The 11,772-nt window shown below is 50.4% G+C and carries 13 protein-coding genes and 1 pseudogene; all 14 read right to left on the bottom strand.

Annotation, left to right across the window (positions count from 1 at the left end; translation table 11 throughout):
• Positions 1-363 precede the first annotated feature (363 nt).
• Positions 364-795, bottom strand: a complete 432-nt coding sequence (locus MHX63_RS10330; RefSeq protein WP_239388716.1) for a hypothetical protein — start codon at positions 793-795, stop codon at positions 364-366.
• Between the two features lie 245 nt (positions 796-1,040).
• Positions 1,041-1,385, bottom strand: coding sequence for an RHS repeat-associated core domain-containing protein (locus MHX63_RS10325; protein WP_239388714.1), 345 nt, complete (start codon positions 1,383-1,385; stop codon positions 1,041-1,043).
• Positions 1,386-1,668: 283 nt separating this feature from the next.
• Positions 1,669-2,049, bottom strand: coding sequence for a DUF1877 family protein (locus MHX63_RS10320; RefSeq protein WP_239388712.1), 381 nt, complete (start codon positions 2,047-2,049; stop codon positions 1,669-1,671).
• 33 nt (positions 2,050-2,082) lie between these two features.
• Positions 2,083-2,667, bottom strand: coding sequence for a hypothetical protein (locus tag MHX63_RS10315; RefSeq protein ID WP_239388710.1), 585 nt, complete (start codon positions 2,665-2,667; stop codon positions 2,083-2,085).
• Between the two features lie 347 nt (positions 2,668-3,014).
• The gene (locus MHX63_RS10310; protein ID WP_070552239.1) at positions 3,015-3,434 is read right to left on the bottom strand and encodes an SMI1/KNR4 family protein; all 420 of its coding nucleotides are present in this window, start codon (positions 3,432-3,434) and stop codon (positions 3,015-3,017) included.
• Between the two features lie 340 nt (positions 3,435-3,774).
• The gene (locus MHX63_RS10305; RefSeq protein ID WP_239388708.1) at positions 3,775-4,752 is read right to left on the bottom strand and encodes an Imm51 family immunity protein; all 978 of its coding nucleotides are present in this window, start codon (positions 4,750-4,752) and stop codon (positions 3,775-3,777) included.
• 563 nt (positions 4,753-5,315) lie between these two features.
• Complete coding sequence (locus MHX63_RS10300; protein WP_239388706.1) at positions 5,316-5,729, bottom strand: hypothetical protein; 414 nt, start codon at positions 5,727-5,729, stop codon at positions 5,316-5,318.
• Between the two features lie 36 nt (positions 5,730-5,765).
• Entirely contained in the window at positions 5,766-6,710 is a 945-nt protein-coding gene (locus tag MHX63_RS10295) for a pentapeptide repeat-containing protein (RefSeq protein ID WP_239388704.1), read from the bottom strand.
• 3 nt (positions 6,711-6,713) lie between these two features.
• Entirely contained in the window at positions 6,714-7,157 is a 444-nt protein-coding gene (locus MHX63_RS10290) for a hypothetical protein (protein WP_239388720.1), read from the bottom strand.
• Positions 7,158-7,181: 24 nt separating this feature from the next.
• Positions 7,182-7,388, bottom strand: a pseudogene (locus tag MHX63_RS10550) (RHS repeat-associated core domain-containing protein); the annotation flags it as partial.
• Positions 7,389-7,684: 296 nt separating this feature from the next.
• The gene (locus MHX63_RS10280; protein ID WP_239388702.1) at positions 7,685-8,113 is read right to left on the bottom strand and encodes an SMI1/KNR4 family protein; all 429 of its coding nucleotides are present in this window, start codon (positions 8,111-8,113) and stop codon (positions 7,685-7,687) included.
• A gap of 3 nt (positions 8,114-8,116) precedes the next feature.
• A complete protein-coding gene (locus MHX63_RS10275; protein ID WP_255710643.1) occupies positions 8,117-8,761 on the bottom strand; it encodes an HNH/ENDO VII family nuclease in 645 nt (214 codons plus the stop codon).
• 1,518 nt (positions 8,762-10,279) lie between these two features.
• A complete protein-coding gene (locus MHX63_RS10270; protein ID WP_239388700.1) occupies positions 10,280-10,921 on the bottom strand; it encodes a hypothetical protein in 642 nt (213 codons plus the stop codon).
• 7 nt (positions 10,922-10,928) lie between these two features.
• Positions 10,929-11,772 (bottom strand): RHS repeat-associated core domain-containing protein (locus tag MHX63_RS10265; RefSeq protein WP_239388698.1); only part of this gene is annotated, 844 nt, incomplete at its 5' end.

Here is an 11,772-nt window from a genome sequence, read left to right as displayed (position 1 = left end):
CGCCGGTGGGTGCGTCGTCGCCGGTGTCGTCGCCCCAGTAGAGGATGTTGGGGAACATACCACCGGTGCCGACTTGGGCGGTGACACGGCCGTGGTCATCGTAGCGGTAGTGATACGCAGCGCCGTTCCGGCTGGCTGATTGGTTTCCAGGTTGTCGAGGAAGTAGCCGTTGGGTGTGTGTCCTGCTTGTTTTATGACGCCGACTGCTTCCTTGGGCATGGTGTCCACGGAAGCGAATAAGGTGGTCATACCGTCGAGTTCTGCGAGGTGGAATAAACCAGTTATAGGTACGGAGGGTACATTGACATGCCTAGTCGAATAAATGGACGGAATATATCCGGAAAAATCCTCGACTTTGGGGACTCAAAGCGAGCTTAGTCTTAGTTCAATTTGATGAGGTGCTGGATTTCCATCTGCATCATTCACCCAGTCCAATACATAAATTTGGACGTCTGTGTTTCCTGTCCATGGTATCGGAAGATAATGTCCTACGTTTGCTCTTTTCAATTCGATTTGATTATTCCCATCGAGCTCTACGATGTCTGAAATCAAGAGTCCTCGTTCGTCAACGTCGAGCAATTTGTGGAAATCGGGGTGTTCTATACACCGAGGTTCATCAATAAGAATTGTAGTCTTGAAGGTTGATGAAAAGTCAGGCGATCCGATTAAGAATGCATTGGTTGCGTTCGCAAAGGTGAACGATTCGTTCCAAGTTGGTTCGCCCATATTCTCTGGGTTAGATCCCCAAAATCCTAGTACAAAATCGCTGGCTTGCAACATGGCGTGATAGATCATTTATTTAGCAGTCCTAGTTCAAGATAGGATTGATTTGAATCCAATCCCTTGGCCTCCCTGAGAGCGCTGAGCGGCAACCGAAAAGCCGTTGAGGTGGGAACCTGTGCCGCCTTGGGCGGTGGCAGCAAACGGATATTCGTCCGGGGCTTCCGCGAGACCTTTCCCAGCCCTTCATTGCATCATATCGATTGGCTGCGGCTGCCTCGTTGAATCCATATATTGGTTTGTGTCAGGATGGCCTTTTCTTAACTGGCTGGGGTCCATAACGCCGTTTTCACAGCGGAGTTTGCTGCGGAGCCGGCCTTGTTGATTTCAGCAATTTCTGAAAGTACTTGACCTCGGACATCTCTCCTTTTGCTGTGTGCCATCAACCCAAGCACATCGATCCAGAATGCTGCGTGGCCGACATATCCTTGTGCCGAGGCTAGTCGTGGGGCAAGCCCGAGTGGGGCTTGGGCGTTGTAGGCACCCAGGGTGGGGTTGTAGTAGCGGAAGCGGTTGTACGCCCACCCGGATTCCGCATCCTCACACTGGCCAGTAAACAACAACGGGCTGGTGCACCGACCGGACCACGTGCGTTTGCCGTACACGGTTTGGGTTGTGTGTCACTTTTACGTCACCGGGTGGTGGTGTTGATGGTGTCTTTGGCTACGCGTCGCCCGAAGTGCGTCGTAGGCGTAGCGGTAGTCAACATCTGGAGTGTTGGAAGTAGGAGAGCTGGGGGTGTTCACTGGCGGCGCAGACAAGGTCTGTTCACCGGTGGCACAGAAAAGGTTTTCCGCCGGTGGTGTAGGCGTGGTGAAGACGACACAAAGCCCGAGTGACGTGACTGTCCTCGTGCTTTGATTCAGGGGTTGGTGTGTGTTGGGTGGGTTAGTTGTACAGGATTGCTGTTGCGTGGTTGTTGGTAACAGCGGTGGTGTAAAAGTCGGTGAGTGTGTCGAGGTCGGCCTGTGCGTCTTCGTCGACAGTCGAGTCGGCGAGTGCTTGTGCCAGGGTGGCTGTTTGCTGTGGCGAGGCGACGTAGAGTGCTGGGTCTTCACATAGCAGGGTGTGTCCTGTGACTGCTTGCTTTGCCTCTGGGGTGGTGAGTGCGGTGGCGAGGTCGTCGGCGGTTTTGTCGATGTCGGTGCCCGGGCCGGAGGTTTCTTCTTCCATCCAGTCCATGGCGAGATCCACGGCGGTGTCTTCGTCGGTGGAGGTGAGTTGTTCGTACTGGTCGTTGGTGATGGGCAAGTAGTTAGGGATAAGCATGTGAATCGAGACCTTTCTTAGTAGTGGAACCTTTTAGGACGCGTCGGCGAGCTTTGCGACGTGTTCTTTTGCTCGAGGGTGTTCCGCGAAAGCGCTGGTTTTGATCCATTGGAATCCTGGGTATTCGCGGAAGGCTTTTTTTCTGACTCCTTGTTTGATGAGGAATCGTTGCCACTCAAAGAGGATTTCTGGTTCGTTGGTGCTGGTTGCTTTGAGGAAGCGGTTGATTTGTTCGAAGTTTTTCGGGTGGATGTTGTTGAGGATGAAGTTGGTATCATCATCAACGATAGCGCGGATATCAGAAGATTTTCCGCCGCAGTCGATGTATTCGAGCATCTCATCGACAGCATTGGTGATGTCCAGGTCTTTCGCACCTAAATGGATGAGTAGTCCCATGAAGGATCGTGACCATTCATCTAATGGCCGTTCCGCTTCGTGCCGATGGTCCTTGATGAATTGCCGTTTTTGTGCGGGCGTTAGGTCACGTTGTGCTTCGATGACGTAGTTGAAATTGGTTTCGGGATCGTCCTGGAAGTCGGGCTTGATTTCCTTGAACAGGGAAATGATGTGTTCTTTGATAGCAGGATCTTTTAGTGCGTATGGGTTTGGGATGTCCATTGTGACTCTTTCTAGAACTTAGTGATGGCTCGTGCTATGCCATCTTTCAACTGTGTGGACAGGCTTTGAAGCGCCCCCGGGTATTGCTTTTAAAGGAGCACTACCTCCTTCGCTCAATAGGTCGACAAGACGCATCAACCGGGCTGAGTGCCATGAAACGCCCAGCTTCGGAGCCGCTATCGTGCTCGCATTATGCATGGAAAGGTCCTCAACCAAGGAAGCGATCCTCAACAGGGCAGACTACTCAATCCTTCACATCTTGGCCAGGCCCCTTTGGCATGTTCCAGATTTTCTCATCTACTCGAACGAAACAGAATCTGGAACACGTCATCTCTGAGTTTGTTGGCTTAAGTTTTTTGTGAATACATCCAGTCGGTGAAGCTTTGAAATGCAACACCGTCGAACCACTCGTGTTCCCCAAAGTCATACTTACCGCATCTAAGTTCGGTTTCTGATTCTCGTTGAATAACGAGGTAGCAATCTTCGTTTAGATACGCAATGGCAAAGAAATCATCTGTATCGCTACAAGAATCCACCATCTGTTCGTTCAAATCTTTGAGTGCATTGGATGAGTCAAAAAGTGGGCCTGGCGGCACGACCTCGATCGTTCCAATTTCTGCACCATTGAACCTGGAATAGAAGTCAATAAGATCGCTAGGTAACCAAGTAGGAGCAAAACCAAGAACCTCTTCCAGTTCCATTTTATCTAGACCACCTTCGTATAGCTGAACTTTACGATTGTCTAAAAAATCATTTGAGTTGATCATTAAAAGTCCCCTGCTAGTCATATTGAGTATTGTTCACGCCATGAATCAAGGCGTTGCGATCGACATGAACTACATCCTTCGTATGGGGCGAAGACGTGGCCAGGTGCGATTGTGTAGATCTCTTTGCCAGCTACGGTTTCTTGGTGTCGATTGCGAAACTACTGTGAGCTTCCTTTCCCATGAGTCCGCGTATGCCGACCCAGAGTGGTGTGTGGTCAACATACCCTTGTGCCAAGGCTAGTCTCGGTGCGAGTCTGTCATGGGAGGTAGCGGCAATGTTAAGCAGCACCATTCCGGCCGGCTGGCTGGTTTCTAGTGTGTCAGGACAAAAGCTTTTCTGTTAGTCGTCGAAGTCTGTTCCTGCGGCTTTCGCTTGGTTGAGGGTTCGTTGCAGGTTGTTGGTGTTGTTGAACAGGTCTGTGAGTTGGGTGTGGAGTGGTTGGAGGGTTTCGGTGGTGCCGATGAGGCTGAACATGCCTGCTTCGCTGTCGAACTCGATGCCGTCGGTGGTGATGTTTGCTTGTCGTAGTAGGTACGTGGTGAGGTTGTCGAGGAAGTAGCCGTTGGGTGTGTGTCCTGCTTGTTCGATGACGCTGATTGCTTCTTCTGGCAGGGTGTCCATGGCGGCGAACAGGGTAGTCATACTGTCGATTTCTGCGAGGTGGAAGAGTGGTTGGTCTTCCTGCTGTGTGTTGGTTGGCATTGTGTCTTGTTCCTGGCTTTCGGTGAGGTCGGGGTGTGCGGGGCGCGGGGTATCGATTAGTCCGTAGTAGGCGAGTGCGTCTTCAAGGGCATATTCGATTTCGCGATAGCCGCCGACGACATCGGTCATAAAGTAAGTACCGTCTGGAGCCTCATCAACCCTCCCACCTTGCGTTGGGTTGGAATCGTGGATTATGTACTCAAGGATCCGTCTTTCCTGTGGCATCCACTCATCTTCTTTTGTTACGGGTACGAATGCTTGCTCTTCTGGTGACCAGAAAATAGCGTCTAAGTAATGAAAATATCTATCAAAAGGGACAGGATCAGGGTGAGTTTTTGCCGTAACTCTGTAGAACGGTCCACCCTTTCTAAAGTCGGGTTTAGGGATGCGGAGTGGTGGAATAAGCAGTTCGTTCTTTTCGACGAGTGGAAACCAGGTTGTGTCTGATGGATCGCTGATGAGCGCACGATAAGGGTGGACCATTGCAGCCGCGCCGAAGAATGCTTCGGTGGAGGTGACGCCAACAGGGATGTATCCGAGGGTGGTTTTCATCAGGTAGAGCTGTCCCGCTTTAGGGCGGCTGCCTTTAGGGCTGTCTAAAGAAAATTTTAGCAATTTAACTCCTTATTGTATATCTGGATAATTGTTTTCTCTATTGTTTTTCGTATTCAGTTTCCTTCTAGTTGACCGGAGTCATATCTTCTTTAGCTCGGGTCAGACGAAGAGACACTTCGTGGTGCATAGCGACGAGCCTGGGATGCTTCGCTTTGCGGATGTTTGTTACTTTACCTGCGTGATTAAGGTGGGGATAGTGGTCTGTCTACCGTATTTTGCCTGTCTGGCTTCTGTGAGCCCGATCGTATCGCTTCAGTAGGCTTTCTGGTCGACGGAGCCTTGTCCTCGGGTTAGTCCAGGGGCTTGCTTGAGTGGGGCCAGTGCGCCGCATCTCCCTAAAGGGGGATCGTAGGAGTGGAAGTGGTTGAAGGATCAGCTTGCTTCGGCAACTTCGAATCGTTCAGCGAAATGTAGTGGGTCGGTACACATTTCTCGTTCAGGTGAGTGCGCGGTAGAGGGGCAGGGTGGCATGCCCTTCGATAAATCCGGAGGTAGTTGTTGCCTTGTCGGTGGCGTGCCATAAAGAAACAAGTTGGGCTGTACGTGTGTTCGTTCCAGGAGTTCTAGATCTCAAGTTGTTCTGGCGGCTCGATGTCTAATGTGCGACAAAGTTCAATGAACAGGTCTGTTCCTGCTTGTCGTGGCGTGGTGAATTCAGGCATTGTTGAATCTGGTTGGGCTGTGTACTTGTTGAAAAATGCCGTGATCTGTTGTGTCCTTGTGGGAAATAGTCTGCTGAAAAAGTCGATGGCGCCAGTGACGTTGGCAGCTGGCAGTTCGCCCGACAGCTCGTCATACAGGAGGGTTGGTTGAGATCCGAGAAAGAGAACCTCTTCGCCGTCTACGTGATTATCTATTGTAATGAAGGCTATAAAGGTGTCTGCGATGCTGAACATCCATTCTCCAGTTGTCAGCACTCCTGGTGTTCCGAGCTCCCAGGAATTATTGATGCGTTCCCATCCAGCAAACATACTCATGACTAGTGTTGTACCATTGCGTAAAGAATTTCTGGTCTAGCTACTGCTTTCTACGCCTGCCCGTTCATAAAGACTTCTAATTTGTCCCGACGCCTTGGATCGTAATGGACCTTGCGGATCAAGTTCATATGCGTAGCGGGTACCGCGTGGCCATCGGTTCTTGATCCAATAGCTGGACTTATCGTCGGCCTTAATGGCTCGTTGAAGAGAATCACCAGCAACAGAGACTTCTCGTTCGGGGGATGTCGATACCTCTGCGCCTACTTGATGAAGTATTTCTTTTTGTTCTGACCAATTGGGGATGAGGAAGGGCTGGAGGCTAGATGAACACCTCACATCGTCCATATTGACGCCCATAAGCTGTACATTCTTCAATTTCAGCCCGGATATATCACATCCCTTGAGCTGCTGTTCACCTCTGCCTTGCTGGATAATGGAGTTGCGTAGTTTACCCGTGAACTTTGTGTTCTGAATAGTTGGAGACCGAACCGGGTCTAAGTCACCAATATTCTGAAGATCCATAGACAAGAACGCTGAATCTTCAACTCTGCAAACTCCACCGAGCAATTCGGGAGCTCCAGTGCACTCCTGAAATGTTGAATTCAGAATTGTCGATTGAGTGAGGTTGCCAGCTCCGCTAGGAGACAGGTCGCAGTTGACAAAAATGCAATCAGAGATATGTGATTTGAAAAGTTTGAAATCGTTGAATATGGCGGATTGAGCCACGATGTTATTAAGGGTTGCGTCCAGCAAACGAAATGTGGGAAAGCTTGAGAAAGAGAGATCCAGAGAATCAATGGTGACTTTCTTTGGAATGGACCTTCCTTTTGTAAAGGTTGCGCCTCTGAAATCTTGCCGCCCCTCGAAGAATCCAAAGGGAGATGGTTGTTTAAGGTCGAGTAGAGAAAGGTTTAATTCCCAGCGATTCTTGAGGTGAGTAATACTTTCCTCATCTTGTTCGTTTAGCGCATCGAAAAGCATCAGTTAGAATACCTTTCCCTTAATGTCCATGGAGCCGGAGTAGCCAGCGCTGTTGTATGTCGCCTTGTGCAAATGCTCACCAATTCCTTCAACTCCTCCGTACCTGTTGTAGTGAGCTGACCACTGCTTTTCTGTAGTTAAATCAATCCAAGTTTCCTGTTTGGATTCAGGAAATTGGAATTTGAAATCAGCTCCCTGTGCGCCTTGCGGAGTAGACGAAACGCCTAGGCCTGAGAGGAACCTATCATTGTCAACTCTGTTTTTGAGTTCCCTATCAAGAGCTGTTCCGCGGTGCATTTCCCTTGGCCAGTGCTCGGACTGGATGTGGCTAACTTGTCCATCGGTCATGTTAATTCTACCTGCATTCCAATCCTTTAGGACTTCCGCCTTGTGGTGGTTAACTCGATTGTGAACAAATTCAGCACGCCCCTGATCCTTTGCAGTCACAACATGTGAAGCCAACCCGAGCGCATCGACCCAGTGTGCTGCGTGGTCGACGTACCCTTGTGCTGAGGCGAGTCGTGGGGCAAGTCCTAGTGGGTCTTGGGCGTTACCGGCACCAAAGGCTGGGTTGTAGTAGCGGAAGCGGCTGTACGCCCATCCGGATTCCGTATCCTCATACAGACCTGCAAACAACAACGGACTTGGTACACCGACCAGCTCATGTGCGCTCGCCATACAACGTTTGGGGGCGTGTCCCAATACGACTCCGGTGGTGGAGATTGATGTTGTCTTTGACTATGTGTCGGCCGAATCCGTCTTAAAAGTAGTGGTAGTTAAAACCTGGAGTGCTGGAAGAGGAAGAGCGGATGGGTTGTTCACTGGCGGCGCAGTAGAAAGGATGAATGGACGATGCAAGCAAACTTCGTTGAGTTCGACCCTATGCAGAGTTTGATAATCCACTGTCAGAATGTAAGAAAATCTCACGAGCGTGAAAAACGGCTTGATGATTTGGGTTGAAACGTCATCTACGATTATTTTGCGTATGAGTTTATCCAATCCTCAAGTGTGGAAAAAGGACCATTGAAATAGGCATCTGATTCAAAATCGTATGATCCTATCTCAACCTGACCTGAATCCATAAGATGGTACGCGGCGTAGGAAAAGCCGTCGTAGTGTCCGATCGGAATCCAATTCTCTGGATCTGAAGTTAGCGGCGGAAAGATTTCTTGAAAACGTCGATATCCAGTGCGGATAAAATACATTTCTTGAGGGGAATAGAGCGGGGAATATAGCGTAAACCCTGGAGCCTTGAAGTCCCCAAAATTCTTGAAAAATTGCTTGTATTCAGATGGCAGCCATTCCGGCAAACCCTCAGTAGCTTGAGCTATTTGTTCATCAGAGAACTCATATGGTGTTAGAATGACTCCTTCGTTTCTATCAAAGTTTTCCGGTGTAAGCATTAGTTAGTAATCCAATCCTCTCGTTTTCCAATAGCCATCTCGCCACGTATCGAAAGCTGGGCGATTTACAGGCGTAATGTCTCTTGGCCATTGCTCCTTTGGGAGGCCGTGGTATATATGCAATTGCCTAGCACACTCATTGTGCCTTCTCTGGGAGAGTTCTACCAGTGTAGAGTCATCTTGTTGGCCAATATGATGCAGATTGACAGGGTTATGTTCTCGGTCTAGTGGTGCGTAGCCTCCCTCACGCATAGCCTCTGCGTTTGTCCATTCAGTGTCGTTTGGGCCGCTGCGGTATTCAAGTGGCTTAGTTCTCATTTGATCTGGATCGAATACGTGCTTTCCCTTTTGTGGGAAAACTTCTTTTCCGTTGACTTCCCGCTTGATCCAGTTTTTTCCGGCATTGTGTGCTTCGTTGTTTCCTGCCAACCCGAGTACGTCGACCCAGTGTGCTGCGTGGTCGACATACCCCTGGGCTGAGGCGAGTCGTGGTGCGAGTCCGAGTGGGTCTTGGGCGTTGTAGGCACCCAGGGCGGGGTTGTAGTAGCGGAAGCGGTTGTACGCCCACGCTGATTCTGCATCCTCGTACTGACCTGCAAACAACAACGGACTGGTGCACCGACCCGCCCACGTACGCTTGCCGTACAAGGTTTGGGTGGTGTGTCCCTCGACGACACCGGTGGTGAAGCGTCCTGGGCATAGTGCCAATCCTTCCTTAGCAGAGGTAGGAACTAAACCCAGGACGCTTCATCCGCACTCCCACACCCATCCGGCGGTGTGGCTATCAGGTGAGTGTGCGGCCATCGGGGTGGTGAATAGTCGTGGTATCGCTGATATCGATGAAGGTCAATTCATGCTCACCGGTGATAGCTTTAGTTGCCTGGTGTTTTTCTTTAGCGCCAGCCCAGTCGAAGGCGATGTAGAGAGTGTCTTCGCCGATGGTGTATCGGTTACAGGATCTTCAGCTTCTTCATTGTCCTTGTCGCGTCGCTGTTGATCTCGGTCAATTGAGATGCCAGTCGGCACCGTAGCAGGATCGATAATAGGAATGTCGGAGTTGATAAGTTAGGAATCCTTTCGGTGGGTCTCAATGTAGTAGGTGAACGACTGGAGGAGCCTTCGGCGTCATAGCGAAGTAATTATCCCAGTACGGTCCTGCACCAGAATTCTTGAGCGGTTCATAAACCCAATCCCGTGCATTTTTGGGAAAAAGAGGTAAATAGCGCTGACCCCTTGCTGATTCCATTTGGTCTGCCTTTTCTGGAGTTCAGTAGATGCAGGGACGAACTCAACCTAGCCCAGTGCGGAAAGCGGACTATGTAGGCAAAACGGGTATCATAAAGTTGCAGAGAGCACTAAATAGGATCACAAGAATAACTAATCCGAAGATCAGCTTCAATAATCTTAGCCTCGGTGGTTTTGTCGAACTTTTCTCGTCTGTACCCCGTTCGGAAAACCAAACGTGCGCTTCAGTAAAGGATTTTAGGCGCTGCCATTGGAGTCTGATCTCTTTCTGGACAGTGCTGTCGGGTAGAGTTTGCAGTTGGTCTGCATAGCCTTTTATCCAAATTGAACGTGAGACAATTCCCCTGCAACATGTCTCCGACCCCTATCCTAAGGGAACGCAATTTGGTTTCTTGCGCGGAACGCGTGTCCATGGCTTCACCGTTCTTAGCGAGTTCAAGGCATACGAGCTGTTGTCCTTCGGTGAGTTTAGCGTTTCCACTTTTGATCCCTCCAAATAGAAATATTCCCTCGGTTTCCGTCAGATAAAGTCAGCAGCTTATGTATGCAGTCGTTTCGGGATGATCATTGTGGTCTGCCAGCTCCGGCAGGACAAGCTATAATCGATTTCGACGAAACTATCTGTCCAGAGTCCAGCGAGTCTCAGGCCCGTGGTGGTGTCGATGAGCTCACGCGTCGTGGCGTCGCAATAGTTATGGAGGTGCAGATGCTCCGATCTATAGATCCCGCGAGAATGGATTGCCCGGCTTGCCGTTAGTATCGAGTCGGGCTTTACCTCGACCTCTGTCCTCCGTAACGATGGGGGATAAACCTTCTACGGGGAGGAGGACAATTTGATCGAAGTTGGGGCGTTCTACGATTAAGTCGTAGCAGTTCAGGATCTTTTTAAATCTGAGTCGAACTGGATAAGATTTAGAAATTTCACGAGTCGTCGGCGCCTTTAACAACGCTGGGGATTGGCTGCCCCAGACATAGACATCTGAATTGTTCGAGCCATAAATCGGGATCCCCTAAGCCGAAGACGGTCCAAGGTACAAGCGGGAGGTTGCGTTCTGACTGTGTTGGCTCTCGTACCGCAGCTTTAGATTCGTGCATTTTGATGCGCCAATCGGTGCGATCCAACTCGTTAGGACGAATGCCCAGTGTGATTGACTGAAGCTTTCTTCTGGGGACGAAGTCGAGAAGATACGGACTGTAGTCTTCGACTTCTGCCAGAATTGCCGTGGCCTCTGGATCGAACGCGTACGCAGTCGGATCTAGTTTACCTACCCTCACAAATGGTCCGCCTTTTCCGAAAAAACTGTTTTGCAGTGTGAAGGGCGGAATAATCCATTCTTGGCCAAGGTCACTCCACTGTGTAACTAGAGATGTGTTCTCTACTCCTAGAACGGCCAAATTATTATCCGTAAACGGGATCCCAATAAGACAACCGAAACCTACGTGAAAACCTTTCCGTAAAAGGTAAGCATCTACACTTCCGCGTTTCAGCTGTAGCCTCAAATGAAGATTATCGGCGCGTCGTATGGCTTTAGAGTTGGGATCTAAAACAATTTGGTAGGCCACTAGTCCCTCACATTCCGTAAACTCTAATTGCCTCTGAATCTACCATGTATTGCGCCCATTTCAGCGCCCCATTGCGTACTTCCTTTCCCGCTGATCCATTTATTCCTATCTCGTGGCGAGCATTCAAGAGTAAACCGTCCTCCTTCGCCATGCCGTGCGAGTCGATTCCCAGTTCTTCGAGTGCCCGTGCCTGTCGACGGGTCAGTGAGTCTGCGTTCTCACTCAGCATTTTCTTATTTAGTTCCGCTGGCATCATACGCGTTCCGAAACGGTTTCCGTGTTGCAGTGCTCGGGCGTCTAGATTATTAGTCATTCCAATGTACTGCATCTGGTTGCCGGTTTTGTCCATATAGGAGTAGACATAAGCGTCCGTATTCCTTCCGTTGAGCCAGGCTTGCACAGCTGATCGGTCTTTCGCTGGAACTCCGGCAGCTTTAAGCTCATTGAGGCTAACCTCGTGGCACTTCAACCCCAGCACGTCGACCCAGTGTGCTGCGTGGTCGACATATCCCTGGGCTGAGGCGAGGCGTGGGGCGAGTCCGAGTGGGTCTTGGGCGTTGTAGGCACCCAGGGTGGGGTTGTAGTAGCGGAAGCGGTTGTACGCCCACCCGGATTCAACATCCTCATACTGACCAGCAAACAACAACGGGCTGGTACACCGACCCGCCCACGTACGCTTGCCGTACAACGTTTGGGTGGTGTGTCCCTCGACGGCACCGGTGGTGGTGTTGATCAGTTCCTGAGGTGCACCGGCTAGATCGCACACCAGGGCGTAGAACGTCGCATCAACCCGGGCCTGGGACCAACCAGCGGCGGGGTTAGCCGGAGTGTCGTTGGTTCTACTGGTGGTT

The sequence above is a fragment of the Corynebacterium sp. ACRQK genome, assembly GCF_022345965.1.
Classification (GTDB): Bacteria; Actinomycetota; Actinomycetes; order Mycobacteriales; family Mycobacteriaceae; genus Corynebacterium.
This window is presented reverse-complemented; position numbering and strand designations above follow the sequence as displayed.

What these genes read in the sequence shown, in the direction of transcription:
- MHX63_RS10330 (WP_239388716.1), bottom strand. Translation starts at nt 795, where the DNA reads ATGATCTATCACGCCATGTTGCAAGCCAGCGATTTTGTACTAGGATTT.
- MHX63_RS10320 (WP_239388712.1), bottom strand. Translation starts at nt 2,049, where the DNA reads ATGCTTATCCCTAACTACTTGCCCATCACCAACGACCAGTACGAACAA.
- MHX63_RS10315 (WP_239388710.1), bottom strand. Translation starts at nt 2,667, where the DNA reads ATGGACATCCCAAACCCATACGCACTAAAAGATCCTGCTATCAAAGAA.
- MHX63_RS10310 (WP_070552239.1), bottom strand. Translation starts at nt 3,434, where the DNA reads ATGATCAACTCAAATGATTTTTTAGACAATCGTAAAGTTCAGCTATAC.
- MHX63_RS10300 (WP_239388706.1), bottom strand. Translation starts at nt 5,729, where the DNA reads ATGAGTATGTTTGCTGGATGGGAACGCATCAATAATTCCTGGGAGCTC.
- MHX63_RS10295 (WP_239388704.1), bottom strand. Translation starts at nt 6,710, where the DNA reads ATGCTTTTCGATGCGCTAAACGAACAAGATGAGGAAAGTATTACTCAC.
- MHX63_RS10280 (WP_239388702.1), bottom strand. Translation starts at nt 8,113, where the DNA reads ATGCTTACACCGGAAAACTTTGATAGAAACGAAGGAGTCATTCTAACA.